12 protein-coding genes and 1 riboswitch are annotated in these 16,090 nt (G+C 71.1%); of the genes, 11 read left to right on the plus strand and 1 reads right to left on the minus strand.

Annotation, left to right across the window (positions count from 1 at the left end; translation table 11 throughout):
- Nucleotides 1-82: 82 nt before the first annotated feature.
- The 11 genes from AB0N14_RS17325 (at nucleotide 83) to AB0N14_RS17375 (ending at nucleotide 13,254) form a co-directional block, all read left to right on the plus strand.
- Entirely contained in the window at nucleotides 83-736 is a 654-nt protein-coding gene (locus AB0N14_RS17325; protein WP_366026490.1) for a SurA N-terminal domain-containing protein, read from the plus strand.
- 138 nt (nucleotides 737-874) lie between these two features.
- Entirely contained in the window at nucleotides 875-1,882 is a 1,008-nt protein-coding gene (locus AB0N14_RS17330; RefSeq protein ID WP_366026491.1) for a nucleoside triphosphate pyrophosphohydrolase, read from the plus strand.
- The gene (locus tag AB0N14_RS17335; RefSeq protein ID WP_366026493.1) at nucleotides 1,879-3,177 is read left to right on the plus strand and encodes a cytochrome P450; all 1,299 of its coding nucleotides are present in this window, start codon (nucleotides 1,879-1,881) and stop codon (nucleotides 3,175-3,177) included. Before AB0N14_RS17330 ends, AB0N14_RS17335 begins: the two co-directional genes overlap by 4 nt.
- 182 nt (nucleotides 3,178-3,359) lie before the next feature.
- Nucleotides 3,360-4,358 (plus strand): transglycosylase family protein, encoded by a 999-nt coding sequence (locus tag AB0N14_RS17340; RefSeq protein WP_366026494.1) that lies wholly within the window; start codon nucleotides 3,360-3,362, stop codon nucleotides 4,356-4,358.
- A 198-nt stretch (nucleotides 4,359-4,556) separates the two neighbouring features.
- Nucleotides 4,557-4,723: riboswitch (cyclic di-AMP (ydaO/yuaA leader) on the plus strand.
- Between the two features lie 4 nt (nucleotides 4,724-4,727).
- On the plus strand, nucleotides 4,728-5,423 hold the full coding sequence (locus AB0N14_RS17345) for a transglycosylase family protein (protein ID WP_366026495.1): 696 nt from the start codon (nucleotides 4,728-4,730) through the stop codon (nucleotides 5,421-5,423).
- Nucleotides 5,424-5,783: 360 nt separating this feature from the next.
- Nucleotides 5,784-7,070, plus strand: a complete 1,287-nt coding sequence (gene eno / locus AB0N14_RS17350; protein WP_366026496.1) for a phosphopyruvate hydratase — start codon at nucleotides 5,784-5,786, stop codon at nucleotides 7,068-7,070.
- 125 nt (nucleotides 7,071-7,195) lie between these two features.
- A complete protein-coding gene (locus tag AB0N14_RS17355) occupies nucleotides 7,196-7,705 on the plus strand; it encodes a septum formation initiator family protein (protein ID WP_366026497.1) in 510 nt (169 codons plus the stop codon).
- 83 nt (nucleotides 7,706-7,788) lie between these two features.
- Entirely contained in the window at nucleotides 7,789-8,325 is a 537-nt protein-coding gene (locus AB0N14_RS17360) for a DUF501 domain-containing protein (protein WP_366026498.1), read from the plus strand.
- Entirely contained in the window at nucleotides 8,322-9,287 is a 966-nt protein-coding gene (locus tag AB0N14_RS17365; protein ID WP_366026499.1) for a Ppx/GppA phosphatase family protein, read from the plus strand. The genes AB0N14_RS17360 and AB0N14_RS17365 overlap by 4 nt, the downstream gene beginning before the upstream one ends.
- A gap of 1,083 nt (nucleotides 9,288-10,370) precedes the next feature.
- Complete coding sequence (locus tag AB0N14_RS17370) at nucleotides 10,371-11,753, plus strand: NAD(P)/FAD-dependent oxidoreductase (protein ID WP_366026500.1); 1,383 nt, start codon at nucleotides 10,371-10,373, stop codon at nucleotides 11,751-11,753.
- A gap of 205 nt (nucleotides 11,754-11,958) precedes the next feature.
- Nucleotides 11,959-13,254 carry a cyclopropane-fatty-acyl-phospholipid synthase family protein gene (locus tag AB0N14_RS17375; RefSeq protein WP_366026501.1) on the plus strand — a complete coding sequence of 432 codons (1,296 nt, stop codon included), beginning with the start codon at nucleotides 11,959-11,961 and terminating at the stop codon, nucleotides 13,252-13,254.
- Between the two features lie 65 nt (nucleotides 13,255-13,319).
- On the opposite strand, the gene AB0N14_RS17380 is transcribed toward AB0N14_RS17375, so the two are convergent.
- Nucleotides 13,320-15,851, minus strand: coding sequence for an FtsX-like permease family protein (locus tag AB0N14_RS17380; RefSeq protein ID WP_366026502.1), 2,532 nt, complete (start codon nucleotides 15,849-15,851; stop codon nucleotides 13,320-13,322).
- Nucleotides 15,852-16,090: the final 239 nt, after the last annotated feature.

Below are 16,090 nucleotides of genomic sequence, written 5' to 3' on the forward strand. Positions count from 1 at the left end.
GCCGGAGCCGGTCCGCTCCTTACCATCGATCACCGCAAGACCTTGTGCACCGTCGCACAATCCCCCACCCTGGGAGGTCATTTTGCACCGCCGTCGCCCCGCGATCGCCCTCAGCGCCGCCTTGGTCGCGGCCCCTCTCCTCACCGCGTGCGGCGGCACCGCGCACCCGGGTGCCGCGGCCGTCGTCGGAGGTGAGCGGATCACGGTCGCGCAGCTGGAGAGCCGGGTGGACGAGGTGCGCGCGGCCCAGCGCGCCGCCGCCACGGGCGACGCCCAGTACGGGCAGGCGGTCGCCCAGACCGGCAGCCTCACCCGCGACACGCTGCACAGCCTGGTCCTGGACCGGGTCCTGGACCGCGCCGCGAAGAACGCGGGCGTGAGCGTCACCGCCAGGGACGTCGAACAGATGCGGGCGGACCTCCAGGCGCAGGCGGGCGGCGCGAAGCAGCTGCAGACCGTGTGGCTTGAGCAGTACGGGGTGGCTCCCCAGCGCCTCGACGACAGCCTCCGCACGGAGGTCGAGGCGCAGAAACTGGCCGCCGCGCTCGGCGCGGACATGAGCACGACCGAGGGCAAGGCCGCGTTCTGGAAGGCCATGTCGCAGGCGTCTCGGGAGCTGCACGTCGACCTGAACCCCCGCTACGGCACCTGGGACGTGCAGAAGAGCAGCCTGGCGGACGCGAAGACCCCGTGGGTCAAGGAGGTCACGGCGGCGGCTGCGCAGCAGACGGCGTAGACGGGCGGTACGGGACTGGGGCCGGGCGGTAGGCGTCCGGGAGTGGTGCTCCGGGGCCTGTGGACAACTCCGGCGGCGATGGGCCCATGCCTGTGGACAACTCCGGGGGCCGTCCGTGGCGTGCGTTACGTTCGGAGGGTGAACGCAACCAGCTTCGAAGCGGCCCCGGGACCGGGGGCGACCGCCGAGCCCGGCCGGATCGTCCTGCTCACCACCAGCCACCGGGTCGCGCCCGGTCTCCTGTCCTGGCCCGCCTGGCAGGCACTGCACGCCGCCGACCGGGTCCTGTGCGCGTACGGCGCGCACCCGCAGCTGCCCTATCTGCGCGAGGCGGGCATAGCGGTCGAGGAGGCCGCCCCGAGCGCGCAGGAGCTGGTCGACGCCTGCGCCGGCGGGCGCACGGTGGTCGTCGTCGCCACGGGTGAGGGCGAGCCCGCGCTGACGGACGGCCTGGCGCGCCTCGCCGGATCAGGCCGCGTCCAGATGCCGGAGCTGGAGCTGCTGCCCGCGTCGTACGACCTCCCGGGCGCCCGTCTCCTGGACCTGGTGCAGGTCATGGACCGCATCCGCGCCGAGTGCCCCTGGTCGTCCCGGCAGACCCACCTGGGCCTGGCCAAGTACGGCATCGAGGAGGCGTACGAACTGGTCGAGGCCATCGAGGCGGGCGATCGCGAGGAGCTGCGGGAGGAGCTGGGCGACGTCCTGCTCCAGGTCGTCTTCCACGCCCGGATAGCCGAGGAGCACGCGGAGGCGCCCTTCTCCATCGACGACGTGGCGGGCGGCATCGTCGCCAAGCTGATCCACCGCCACCCGCACGTGTTCGGGGACGAGACCGCGACGACGCCGGAGGAGGTCAAGGAGCACTGGTTGCGGACCAAGGCGGTGGAGAAGCGGCGCACGTCGGTGACGGAGGGCATCCCGCTCGGCCAGCCGGGCCTCGCCCTCGCCGCGAAGCTGCACTCCCGCGTCCGCACGGCGGCCCTTCAGGTCCCGCTCCCGCAGGGCGACGGCATCGGCTACGAGTTGTTGGCGCTGGCCGCGCGCGCGGAGACGGAGGGCGTGGACCCGGAGGCGGCCCTGCGCGCGGCGGCACGCGCGTACCGGGACGCGATCCGGGAGGTGGAGAGCGGGGGCTCGAGGAAGTGAACGAGACCGCCTCCCCGGCCCCCGAACTGTTCACCTGGGAGTTCGCCGCCGACCCGTACCCCGCCTACGCCTGGCTGCGTGAGCACGCCCCCGTGCACCGGACGAGGCTGCCGAGCGGTGTGGAGGCCTGGCTGGTCACCCGGTACGTGGATGCCAAGCAGGCCCTCGCCGACCCGCGGCTGAGCAAGAACCCGGCGCATCACGACGAGCCCGCGCACGCCAAGGGCAAGACCGGCATCCCCGGCGAGCGCAAGGCGGAGCTGATGACCCATCTGCTCAACATCGACCCGCCGGACCACACCCGGCTGCGCCGGCTCGTCTCCAAGGCCTTCACGCCCCGGCGTGTCGCGGAGTTCGCGCCGCGGGTCCAGGAACTCACCGACCAGCTCATCGACCGGTTCGCGGGCAGGGGAGAGGCCGACCTCATCCACGAGTTCGCCTTCCCGCTCCCCATCTACGCCATCTGCGACATGCTCGGCGTCCCGCGCGAGGACCAGGACGACTTCCGGGACTGGGCCGGGATGATGATCCGCCACGGGGGAGGACCGAGGGGCGGCGTCGCGCGGTCCGTGAAGAAGATGCGCGGCTACCTCGCCGACCTCATCCATCGCAAGCGCCTGGCGCTACCCGTCGAGCCCGGCCCCGGCGAGGACCTCATCTCCGGGCTCATCCGCGCCTCCGACCACGGCGAGCACCTCACCGAGAACGAGGCCGCCGCGATGGCCTTCATCCTGCTCTTCGCAGGGTTCGAGACCACCGTCAACCTCATCGGGAACGGCACGTTCGCGCTCCTCGGGCACCCCGGGCAGCGGGCCCGTCTGCAGCGGTCGCTCGCCGCCGGGGAACGCGACCTGCTCGAGACGGGCGTCGAGGAGCTGCTGCGCTACGACGGCCCGGTGGAGCTGGCCACCTGGCGTTTCGCCACACGGCCGCTCACCGTCGGCGGACAGGACATCGCCCCCGGCGACCCCGTCCTGGTGGTCCTGGCCGCCGCGGACCGGGACCCGGCGCGGTTCGCCGACCCGGACGTCCTCGACCTCTCCCGCCGCGACAACCAGCACCTCGGGTACGGGCACGGCATCCACTACTGCCTGGGCGCGCCCCTGGCCCGCCTGGAGGGACAGACGGCGCTCGCCACGCTCCTGACCCGCCTGCCGGACCTGCGGCTCGCGGTCGACCCGTCCGCGTTGCGCTGGCGCGGCGGACTCATCATGCGGGGCCTGCGCACGCTGCCCGTGGCATTCACACCGGTACCGGAGAAAGGTCACGAACGTCCCGCCGACATCCGGACATGACACGGCGAACAAACGGACGGTCACAAGTAGGTGACAGGATCTCACCTCTGTGATCTTCACGTGATCTACGCTGCATTAACTTGTGACAAGCGATCTAGTGCCGATACGTTCACGCAGCAACGCGGCGGTCCGCACGCCACGGCCGTCGCGTCGGTCGATGCTGTCGTGTGAAAGGCAACCGCATGCTCTCCGGGAACGGTCGTCACCGTCGCCCCCGTCAGGCTCCGGCTCTCCTCGTCGCGGCAGGGGTGACCGGATCAGCGATCGCGATCCCGCTGCTCGGCGCCACCGGCGCGAGCGCGGCCACCGGCGCCACCTGGGACCAGGTCGCGGACTGCGTCAGCGGCGGCTCATGGAGCGCGGACACCGGCAACGGCCACTACGGCGGGCTGCAGCTGACGCAGGACGACTGGGACAAGTTCGGCGGTCTCGACTACGCGCCGAGCCCCGACCAGGCGAGCCGTTCACAGCAGATCGCCGTCGCCGAGAAGGTCCTGGCGGCCGGGGGCGTCGGGGTCTGGGGCACCTGCGGCCTGCTGAACGGTCTGAGCAGGGACTCCGGCTCCGCCGACGTCGACACGGGTGTCGCCGGGGACTCGTCGTCCGGCGGCGGATCGTCCTCCGACTCCGGCCTCGATTCCGGCATCGACTCCGGTCTGTCCGACTCGTCCGGATCATCCGCGTCGACCACTCCGTCGCCTTCTTCATCCTCTTCGTCCCCTTCGCCTTCCTCGTCCTCGCCCTCGTCCGGGGCGTCGAGCGCCGACACAGCCAAGAGCGCACAGGAGTCCGGTAGCGCGCCGACGGCCACGTCGAAGAGCGATGAGTCGGGCAAGTCGGCACAGAGCGATGCCTCGCCGGGGGCGAGTTCGACCGAGACCTCGGGTGCCGGTCGTCACCGCGGAGACAGCGCCGAAGAGAGTGCCGCGGACGGCCGTGCGTCGGACGCGTCCGGCCGGCACGCCTCACGCGGCACCGCGGACGCGCGCGACGCCGTCGACGGCTCGTACACCGTCCGCCCCGGGGACAATCTGTCGTCCATCGCCGACTCCCTTGACCTCGGCGGCGGATGGACGGCGCTGTACGAGGCGAACAAGCAGACGGTCGGTGCCGATCCGAACCTCATCCTCCCCGGTCAGAGCCTTGCGCTCGACGTCGACCCGACCGGCGGGTCGTCCTGAACTGCCCTTTGTATGACGGAAGTTCGCGACCCATTTAGCGCCGAATGTCCTATTTGGCGAAAGTGAGATATGAGTCTCATAAGCCCTGATCGTCTTTGAAATTCCGGCGATCGACTGCTTACGGTCGTGATCGCTCGCCACAGCGAGCCCCTGCGGTCGCAACGCCGAATCCTGCCAGCGGCCGTACGGGAACAGTCGTCGCGTCAAGCGCCGTAGGCAGGAGCGGGGGACCCAAGGTAGGCGCCGCGTCCGGGAGTTGACCGGAAGCGGCTCGGGGTGAAGCCGTGTCCCGCAAGGGGCACGGCCGGGCAACTCAACCGGCCCGAACCCGACAGCTCACCTCGCAGGCGTCGGTGAGGGGAACGAACCATGCTGTGTTCCGGCAACGGTAAGCACCGCCGCTCGTCCAAGGCCACCCGTGTCATCGCGCTCGCCGGTGTCGCCGGCGCTGCCATCGCCGGCCCGCTCCTCGCGGCCGGGAACGCCTCCGCGGCCACCGCCGCCCAGTGGGACGCCGTCGCCCGGTGCGAGTCCGGCGGCAACTGGCACATCAACACCGGCAACGGCTTCTACGGTGGTCTGCAGTTCACGAACTCCACCTGGGCCGCGTACGGCGGCACCGCCTACGCCTCCCGCGCCGACCTGGCCACCGAGGGCCAGCAGATAGCCATCGCGGAGAAGGTCCTCGCGGGCCAGGGCAAGGGCGCCTGGCCGGTGTGCGGCAAGGGTCTGACCAGCGCCACGTACAACGGTTCCGCGGCCACCGGCTCCTCGAGCAGCGCGAAGAGCACCACCACCACGAAGAGCACCACCCGCTCGACCGAGCAGCAGGCGGCCAACCGCTCCACGCAGCGCCCGGCCCCGCAGAAGACCGTCACCACCCCGACCGGCCGGAAGGTCGAGAAGGGCGACGGCGAGTACAAGGTGGTCAAGGGCGACACCCTCAGCTCGATCGCCGCGAGCCACCACGTCCAGGGCGGCTGGCAGAAGCTCTTCGACCTGAACAAGGACATCGTCCAGGACGCCGATCTGATCTACCCGGGCCAGCAGCTGCACCTGAAGTGACAGCCGCCCGGTAGCCGGCCCCAGGCCCCTCCCAGGCGTGACCCCCACCGTGGGGGTCACGTGAGGGCCCACCCCGTCCCCGCGGGCTCCCCGCTCCGGCGCGTGTTCCCCCGTACGCGCCGGAGCGGGGCTTTGTGCTGTCCGGCCCCTTTGTCGTCCGGCCGCTTCGCCGCCCGGCCGCGCGGATTTCACCCCGCCTTTCCCCGGCCCTTTGTTCCGGACGGGAACAATGTGTACCGTCACCCTGTCCACGGGACGGTCGGTAGGCCGGCCGACACCCCGGGGCGGTTAGGCTCTAGTCGCAAGGCACAGCCGCAAGGCAGACAGCCCCGCACTTCCAGCGTCACATCCAAGAAGGAGATGCTCGTGCCGTCCATCGACGTCGTCGTAGCCCGGGAAATCCTGGACTCCCGAGGCAACCCCACGGTCGAGGTCGAGGTCGGCCTCGACGACGGCAGCACGGGTCGTGCCGCCGTCCCGTCCGGCGCCTCCACCGGCGCCTTCGAGGCCATCGAGCTCCGCGACGGTGACCCCAACCGCTACCAGGGCAAGGGTGTCGAGAAGGCCGTCCTCGCCGTCATCGAGCAGATCGGCCCGGAGCTGGTCGGCTACGACGCCACCGAGCAGCGCCTGATCGACCAGGCGATGATGGACCTGGACGCCACCGACAACAAGGGCTCCCTCGGCGCCAACGCGATCCTCGGCGTCTCCCTCGCCGTCGCCCACGCCGCCTCCGAGGCGAGCGACCTGCCCCTGTTCCGTTACCTGGGCGGCCCGAACGCGCACCTGCTGCCGGTGCCGATGATGAACATCCTGAACGGCGGCTCGCACGCCGACTCCAACGTGGACATCCAGGAGTTCATGATCGCCCCGATCGGCGCGGAGTCCTTCTCCGAGGCCCTGCGCTGGGGCACCGAGGTCTACCACACGCTGAAGAAGGTCCTGAAGAGCAAGGGCCTGTCCACCGGCCTCGGCGACGAGGGCGGCTTCGCCCCGAACCTCGGCTCCAACCGTGAGGCCCTCGACCTCATCCTCGAGGCCGTCAAGGAGGCCGGCTACGCCCCCGGCCAGCAGATCGCCCTCGCCCTGGACGTCGCCGCCTCCGAGTTCTACAAGGACGGCAAGTACCTCTTCGAGGGCAAGGAGCGCTCCGCCGCCGAGATGACGGAGTACTACGAGGAGCTCGTCGCGGCCTACCCGCTCGTCTCCATCGAGGACCCGCTGTTCGAGGACGACTGGGCCGGCTGGAAGGTCATCACCGACAAGCTCGGCGACAAGGTCCAGCTGGTCGGCGACGACCTGTTCGTCACCAACCCCGAGCGCCTGGCCCGCGGCATCGAGGAGGGGGCGGCCAACGCCCTGCTGGTCAAGGTCAACCAGATCGGTTCGCTGACCGAGACCCTGGACGCCGTCGAGCTGGCCCAGCGCAACGGCTTCAAGTGCATGATGTCCCACCGCTCCGGCGAGACCGAGGACGTCACCATCGCCGACCTGGCCGTCGCCACCAACTGCGGCCAGATCAAGACCGGTGCCCCGGCCCGCTCCGAGCGCGTCGCCAAGTACAACCAGCTGCTGCGCATCGAGGAGATCCTCGACGACGCCGCGGTGTACGCCGGCCGTTCGGCCTTCCCCCGCTTCAAGGGCTGAGACGAGGCCGGAGCAAGCCGCTGGGACAAGCCCGAGCCAGGCTTGGCCGGTCGTACGTACGTCCCCGTACTCGGTCCCGTACCGTGTGCGGGGACGTACGCGCGTGTGAAGGGGAGGCGGGAGACATGGCCGGGAAGGACCGCGACCGGTTCTCCACCGCGACCAGGCTCAGGCTGCTCGGCGAGCAGACGGCCGCCCGGGTCTACCGCTCCCAGACCCGGCGCCAGGCCCGCCGCTCCCGGCTCACCGGCCGGGCCGCGCTCCTCGCCCTCGTCCTGTGCTCGCTGATCGTGGCGCTGGCCTACCCGATGCGGCAGTACGTCTCCCAGCGCGGCGAGATCGCCGACCTGGAGCGGCGACAGGAGCAGGCCCGCAAGCGCGTCGAACAGCTGCGTGACCTGAAGGCGCGCTGGCAGGACGACGCCTACGCGGAGCAGCAGATCCGGCAGCGGCTGCACTATGTGATGCCGGGGGAGACCGGCTACATCATGATCGACCCGGACGCGGTCAAGCCGTCGCGCGCGGACCGGACGACGGCCGTACGCCCCTGGTACGCCGGCCTCTGGGACGCGGTGGACAGGGCCGACAAGGCGGACAGGGCCGACGGTCCGGCCGGTGAGCGCACCGCGCCTTGACGCGCCCGTCACGCACCCGGACGCATACCGACGCAAACCGACGCGCCCCGACGCACCCGAGAAAGACAGCCCGAAAGAGAGCCATGGAAACCCCTCCGCCGCCCACCCCGCGCACCGAGCCGACGGACGCGGACGTCGAGGCCGTCAAGCAGCAGCTCGGGCGCCCCCCGCGGGGGCTGCGCGCGATCGCGCACCGGTGCCCCTGCGGGCAGCCGGACGTCGTGGAGACGGCGCCGCGGCTCCCCGACGGCACCCCGTTCCCGACGACGTACTACCTGACGTGCCCCAAGGCCGCCTCCGCGATCGGCACGCTGGAGGCCGACGGCGTCATGAAGGAGATGACCGAGCGCCTGGCCACGGACCCGGAACTGGCCGCCGCCTACCGCGCCGCGCACGAGGACTACATCGCCCGCCGCGACGCCATCGAGGTACTGGAGGGCTTCCCCAGCGCGGGCGGCATGCCGGACCGGGTGAAGTGCCTGCACGTCCTGGTGGCGCACTCCCTGGCGGCCGGACCGGGCGTCAACCCGCTCGGCGACGAGGCGATCGCGATGCTGCCGGAGTGGTGGCGCAAGGGGTCGTGCGTGGGGGCCGAGGTTTCCGAGGAGGACACCAAATGACGCGGGTCGCCGCCATCGACTGCGGTACGAACTCCATCCGGCTCCTGGTCGCCGACGCGACTGTGTCCGACAGCGCCTCCGGCGCGGGCGCCACGGGCGAACTGGTCGACCTGGACCGGCGGATGACCATCGTCCGGCTGGGGCAGGGCGTGGACCGCACCGGACGCCTGGCGCCCGAGGCGCTGGAGCGCACGTTCGCCGCCTGCCGGGAGTACGCCGAGGTCATCAGGAAGCACGGCGCCGAGCGGATCCGGTTCGTCGCCACGTCCGCCTCACGGGACGCGGAGAACCGGGACGAGTTCGTCCGCGGCGTGGTGGACATCCTCGGCGTCGAACCGGAGGTCATCTCCGGCGACCAGGAGGCGGAGTTCTCCTTCACGGGGGCGACCCGGGAGCTGATGGGCCGCACGGATCTGGCCACGCCGTTCCTGGTGGTGGACATCGGCGGCGGCTCCACGGAGTTCGTCGTCGGCGACGGCCATGTGCGCGCCGCGCGGTCCGTGGACATCGGCTGCGTCCGTATGACCGAGCGCCACCTCGTGCGGGACGGGGTGGTCACCGACCCGCCGACCGAGGAGCAGATCGCGGCCATACGCTCCGACATCGAGGCCGCGCTGGACCTGGCGGAGCAGACGGTGCCGCTGCGGGAGGCGCACACGCTGGTGGGTCTCGCGGGGTCGGTCACCACGGTCTCGGCGATCGCCCAGGACCTCCCGGAGTACGACTCGACGCGGATCCACCACTCCCGGATCTCCCACGACCGGGTTCGGGAGATCACAAGTGCGCTGCTCCACTCCACCCACGCCGAGCGCGCGGCGATCCCGTCGATGCACCCGGGCCGCGTGGACGTCATCGGCGCTGGCGCCCTCGTACTCCTGGCGATCATGGAACGGATCGACGCGACGGAGGTCGTGGTCAGCGAGCACGACATCCTCGACGGCATCGCCTGGTCGATCGCGTAACCACCGCCGCTTCCCCTGAACTCGACCCCGGGGACGTCTCCGGGCCGGGCGTGTCAGGGCGGCCGGCCGTACCGGCCTGGCGGGGCCGGGGGAGGCGGTGGGGCGGTTGTCGGGCGCGGCAGCGCAGTCGGCCGTATCGGCTTGGCGGGGCCGGGGGAGGCGGTGGGGTGGTCGTCGGGCGCGGGAGCGCGGCCGTATCGGCCTGTGGGCCCGGATGCCGTGGGGCGGTCGTCGACCGGAGCGGTGGCCGACCTCGGAGCCGTGCGTCCGCGCCCGGATCTTCCGTACGGGTCGGACGGCGCCGGCTCGCCGCCGCCGGGCCCTCTGCCCGAGGGTCGGCCTGGCCGGTGCCGCGCGCCCTTGGCCCCGCGTCCTCAGCGAGCCGTCCTCAGCGAGTCGTCCTCAGCGAATCCTCCTCAGGCGGTCGCCCTCAGCGGGGATCTGGAGCGGCAGCCCTCAGGGTCAGCGGGGGTCTGGGGGCGGCAGCCCCCAGGGACGGGATGGGTAGGGGCGGCGGGGGCGAGCAACCCCGGCCCTCAGCCCCCGAGCGGCCCGCACCCCCCTCCGCGCGCCGCAGCCCCCATGGAGCCCGACTCCTCCTTCTCGCCACCACCCTGACAGCCCCTCACGCGTCCTCATGCCGAGATTTTTCTACCCACCGGTAGCCTCTCCTGAGCAGGTTGGGTAACGTATGAGCGCGGTTCCCGGGGCCTTCCCGGCCCCCGGCCGACAGGCCGCCAGAAAACTTCGTGAAGTTCTTCACAAGAGAAACGCCCCTGCTGGGCGGCGATTCGCGGCCGTTGGGCCGTCCGTGTGGCTCATGGGGGCTCCGAAGCTGCTCGCACGAGCGCGTCGGAGGGTGTCCCGAGGGGATCGGAGAGGCCCTGTGCGGAGCCCCGATGGGGCGCTTCGGAACCCGGAAGGGCAGCTCACGCGGCCTTGACAACGGACAGTTCGCCCCGGGGCCCATTACCCGGCACCATGACCTTGGTCACGTGGGCGGCGAAGTGTAGCAGATACCCCACCCAAGCTTGTGAAGGGGCGCACGAGCCACCCCCCTGAGGCGGGTGGATACTCGATGGCATGAGCACCACGGAGCGTCCCAGGATCCTCGTAGTAGGCGGTGGGTACGTAGGCCTGTACGCAGCTCGTCGCATTCTGAAGAAGATGCGCTACGGCGAGGCGACCGTCACGGTCGTCGACCCGCGCTCGTACATGACCTACCAGCCCTTCCTCCCCGAAGCCGCCGCCGGCAGCATCTCCCCCCGGCACGTCGTCGTCCCGCTGCGACGCGTGCTGCCGAAGGCGGAGGTCCTCACCGGCCGGGTCACCACCATCGACCAGGACCGCAAGGTCGCCACGATCGCCCCGCTGGTCGGCGAGGCGTACGAGCTGGCCTTCGACTACCTGGTCATCGCGCTCGGCGCGGTCTCCCGCACCTTCCCGATCCCCGGCCTCGCCGAACAGGGCATCGGCATGAAGGGCATCGAGGAGTCCATCGGCCTGCGCAACCACGTTCTCGAACAGCTCGACAAGGCCGACTCCACGACCGACGAGGAGATCCGCCGCAAGGCGCTCACCTTCGTCTTCATCGGCGGTGGCTTCGCCGGTGCCGAGACCATCGGCGAGGTCGAGGACATGGCCCGGGACGCGGCCAAGTACTACAAGAACGTGTCCCGCGAGGACATGCGCTTCGTCCTCGTCGACGCCGCCGACAAGATCCTCCCCGAGGTCGGCCCCAAGCTCGGCAAGTACGGCAAGGAGCACCTCGAGGGCCGCGGCGTCGAGGTCTACCTGTCCACCTCCATGGAGTCCTGCGTCGACGGCCACGTGGTGCTCAAGAACGGCCTCGAGGTCGACTCCAACACCATCGTGTGGACCGCGGGCGTCAAGCCCAACCCGGCGCTGGCCCGCTTCGGCCTGCCGCTCGGCCCGCGCGGTCACGTCGACTGCGAGCCCACGCTCCAGGTCAAGGGCACGGACTACATCTGGGCCGCCGGTGACAACGCCCAGGTGCCCGACATCGCCGCCCGCAAGGCCGGTGTGGAGAACGCCTGGTGCCCGCCCAACGCCCAGCACGCGCTGCGCCAGGCCAGGGTGCTCGGCGACAACGTGATCTCCGGTATGCGGGGCTTCCCGCAGAAGGACTACAGCCACGCCAACAAGGGCGCGGTCGCGGGCCTCGGCCTGCACAAGGGCGTCGCGATGATCGTCATGGGCAAGATGAAGATCAAGCTCAAGGGCCGCCTCGCCTGGTACATGCACCGCGGCTACCACGGTCTGGCCATGCCGACCTGGAACCGGAAGATCCGCGTCTTCGCGGACTGGACGCTCGCCATGTTCCTCAAGCGCGAGGTCGTCTCGCTCGGCGCGATCGAGTCCCCGCGCGAGGAGTTCTACGAGGCCGCCAAGCCGGCCCCGGTCGCCGCCGCGCGCAAGTCGGAGGAGAAGGCCAAGGCCTCCTGACCCCCGGTCACCGACAGCGCCCGAAGGGGCCGCCCGCCATCCGTGGTGCGGGCGGCCCCTTCGGCGTATCCGGGCCCGTACCCCTTCCGCGGTGTGCGCAGGCATTTTGCACAGCCGTAACGCCAACGGGGGACTGCGGTCGAGCCCCGCAGATGTTTACGTGGTGTCGGACATTCCGGGATCCCCCGTCACGGAGGTGTGCACCATGGCAGACGCCGCGCCGCGGCTGAAGAGCCTCGTCGAACAGATCGTGGGAGCCCCGCTCCCCGTGCGCGTCCGCGCCTGGGACGGCTCCGAGGCAGGGCCTCCGGGAGCTCCCGCCCTCGTCGTGCGCAACCGCCGCGCCCTGCGCCGCCTGCTGTGGAAGCCGGGCGAACTGGGCCTCGCCCGTGCCTGGGTCGCCGGGGACCTGGGCATCGACGGCGACCTGTACACCGCCCTCGACCTCATGGCCGGCCTGATCTGGGAACGCGGAGAGGACGCCCGCACCCTCACCCAGGCGCTCCGCGACCCTGACGTCCGCGCCGCCGTCCGCGGACTCGTGAAGCTGGCCGGGCCCTTCCCGCCGCCTCCGCCGCCCCGCGAGGAGGCCCGCCGGGTCCGCGGCCATCTGCACACCCGGCGCACCGACAAACGCGCCATCAGCCACCACTACGACGTCGGCAACGACTTCTACGAGATCGTCCTCGGCCCGTCCATGGTGTACTCCTGCGCCTACTGGGAATCGCCGGACGGCACCCTCGAGAACGCCCAGCGCGACAAGCTGGAACTCGTCTGCCGCAAACTCGACCTGAAGCCCGGTCAGCGCCTCCTCGACGTCGGCTGCGGCTGGGGCTCCATGGCCATCCACGCCGCCCGCGAGCACGGCGCGAGCGTCGTCGGCGTCACCCTCTCCCAGGAGCAGGCCGCCTACGTCCGCAAGCGGGTCGCCGACGAAGGCCTCACCGATCGTGTCGAGATCCGGGTGCAGGACTACCGCGACGTCGCCGACGGCCCCTATGACGCCATCTCCTCCATCGGCATGGCGGAACACGTCGGCGCGGAGAGATACCTGGAGTACGCCCGTGCTCTGAACGCCCTGCTCAAGCCCGGCGGGCGGCTGCTCAACCACCAGATCGCCCGGCGCCCGGAGCAGGACGAGTCCTCGTACTCCGTCGACGCGTTCATCGACGCCTATGTCTTCCCCGACGGCGAACTGGCCCCCATCGGCACCACGGTGACCCAGCTGGAGCGCGCCGGGTTCGAGGTCCGCGACGTGGAGTCGCTGCGCGAGCACTACGGCCTCACCCTGCGCCGCTGGGTCGCCAACCTGGAGGCCGAGTGGGTGCGGGCGCAAGCGCTCACCAGCCCCGGACGGGCCCGCGTCTGGCGCCTGTACATGGCGGCCTCCGCCCTCGCCTTCGAACGCAACCGCATCGGCGTCAACCAGGTCCTCGCGGTACGGACACCGGAGTCGGGCGCGTCCGGGATGCCGCTGCGGGCGCGCACCTGGGGCGCGTGAGTCTCGCCCGTACGACGAAGGGGCCCGGTTCCGGCGTGGAACGGGGCCCCTTGTCGTACGTACCGCTACTCGGACTTGATCGCCGTCAGCATGTTCAGGCGCGCCGCGCGCCGGGCCGGCCACAGCGCGGCCAGGACGCCGACGACCGCCGCCAGCAGGAGGAACACGGCCATCCGGGCCCAGGGCAGGACCAGTTCGTACGTCGCCATCTTCGTGCCGAGCAGTTCACCGGCCGCCCAGCCGAAGAACACACCGAGCCCGATGCCGAGCACCCCGCCGAACAGCGAGATGACGAGGGACTCCAGACGGACCATCCGCTTGATGCCCTTGCGGTCCAGGCCGATCGCGCGGAGCGTCCCGATCTCCTGCGCACGCTCGAAGACGGACATGGCGAGGGTGTTGATGACACCGAGGACGGCGACGATCACCGCCATGGCGAGCAGGCCGTAGAGGATGTTCAGCATCAGCGTGAAGACCTGCGCGACGCTGTTGGAGATGTCCTTCTTGTCCTGCACCTCGATGGCCGGGTTGTCGCCGAGGGCCTTCACCAGCCGGTCCTTGGCCGAGGAGGAGGCGCCGCCGGACGTCTTCACCATCACCTGCATGTCGGACGGGTCGCTCTGGTGCGGGGAGAGCGTCGCGTTGTCCAGCATGATGCCGCGCATCATCTCGGTGCCCTGGTACACGCCGACGATCGTCAACTGCTGCTTCCTGCCGTCCTCGTACGACACCGGGAACCGGGATCCGGCCGTCCAGTGGTGGGACTTGGAGGTGTCGTCGTCGACGACGACCTGGGTGCCGCCGACCTTGAAGGTGCCCTCGTCGAGCTTCAGGTCCGTCAGCTCGCCGATCGTGGCGCCGTTCACGCCGGTCAGGTACTCGGTCTGTCCGTCGATGCGGGAGGGCGCGTTGCGCAGCGGGCTGGTCGCGGCGACGCCTTCGGTCGACTTCAGGGTCTTCTCGACGTCGGGAGAGAGCGGGTAGCGGTTCGCCATGGACACCACGTAGTCCGCCTTGATCGCGGAGGACGCCATCTTGTCGATCGCGGCCTGCAGACTGCCCGCCATCACCGTCAGACCGGTGATCAGGGTCAGGCCGACCATCAGGGCGGAGGCGGTGGCCGCGGTACGGCGCGGGTTGCGCACCGAGTTCTGCCGGGCCAGCTTGCCCGCGACACCGAAGACGCGCAGGACGGGCGCGGCGGCCGCGATCAGCGGGCGGGACAGCAGCGGCGTGAGGACGAAGACGCCGACGACCAGGAGGGCCGCGCCGAGGCCCATCGGGGCCTGGGCGTCCGAGGTGTTGTCCAGCGTGGTGGCGTACAGGACGGTGACGACGCCGGCGGCGGCCAGCAGGGCGCCCAGCGTGTTCCGCAGGACGAGGGACTTGGTGGTGGCCTTGGCGTGGACGCTGCTCATCGCGGCGACCGGCGGGATCTTCGCGGCGCGGCGGCCGGGCAGCCAGGCGGCCAGCATCGTGATCAGGATACCGACGGCGAGGGCGGTGGCGACCGTGCCCGGGGAGATGACGAGCGGCCCGTCCGGAACGCTGCCGCCGAGCCTGCCCATCAGGGACCGCAGGCCCGCGCCGATGCCGATGCCGGCGACGAGCCCGGTGACGGCCGCGACCGCGCCGACCACGAACGCCTCGATCAGCACGGACCGGGTGACCTGACGGCGGGAGGCGCCGACCGCCCGCAGCAGCGCCAGCTCCTTGGTGCGCTGGGCTACCAGCATCGTGAAGGTGTTGGCGATGATGAACGTGCCGACGAACAGCGCGATGCCCGCGAAGACCAGCAGCGAGCTGCGCAGGCTGCTCGTCTGGTCGGCGATCCGCGTGGCCTGGTCGTCGGAGAGCTGCTTGCCGGTGGTGGTGTAGGCGACGTCCTTGGGCAGGATGGCGTCGACCGCGCCCTGGAGCCCGGTCTGGCTGGTGCCCGGGGCGGCCTTCACATCGATCTCGTCGTACGCGCCCGCCTTGTGGAACAGCCGCTGGGCGGTGGCCGTGTCGAAGAGGGCGAGGCTGCCTCCGGCGGCGACGTTGCCGTCGTCGGTGGTGAAGATGCCGGCGATCCTCGGCGTCAGCACGGGACCGTCGATGGAGAGCCGCACGGTGTCCCCGACCTTGAAGCCGGCGCGCTGCGCGGTGTGGGAGTCGATGAGGACCTCGTCCTGCCCCTTGGGCGCGTGCCCGCTGACGAGCGGGTACCGCGGGTCCTTGTCGCCCCGGTAGTTCCCGCCCTGGGACTGGAAGCCGCTGCCGATGAGCTTGCCGTCCTTGCCGGCGACGGCGGTGAAGCCGCTGACGACCCCGACGGCACTGTCGGCGCCGCGCACCTCGGCCGCCTTGTCGAGCAGCGCCTGTGTCAGCTTCGGCTCCTTGCCGACGGTGTCGCCGGTGTCGTTGCGACTCTCGGGCTGGATGGCCACGTCCACGTGGTCGAAGCCCTTGGCGGAGCTCTTCTGGTAGGCGTTCGAGATGGTGTTGGTGAACACCAGGGTGCCCGACACGAACGCCACGCCGAGCATCACGGCGAGCACGGTCATGAGCAGCCTGGCCTTGTGCGCGAGCACGTTGCGCAGGGCGGTACGGAACATGTGTCTGTCCAGGGCTTGGTGGTTGCGGTGAGTGGTGTTCGTCCCCAGGGGCTCCGACCCTTCGACCCGCCAGGGGGTGCCACCCCCTGGGCCCCGCTCCTCAAACGCCGGAGGGGCTGGGTGTGCAGCCGAGCGGGGGCCTTTCAGCCGAGTCCAGGCAGAACCGGCCCGTCCGGCGATTGAGGACGAGGCCGCAGGCCGATCGGGGGCCCGGGGGCGGAGCCCCCGGGGCGCTGGGG

Origin of the sequence: Streptomyces sp. NPDC051104, assembly GCF_040682835.1 — a bacterium.
Taxonomy (GTDB): Bacteria; Actinomycetota; Actinomycetes; order Streptomycetales; family Streptomycetaceae; genus Streptomyces; species Streptomyces cynarae.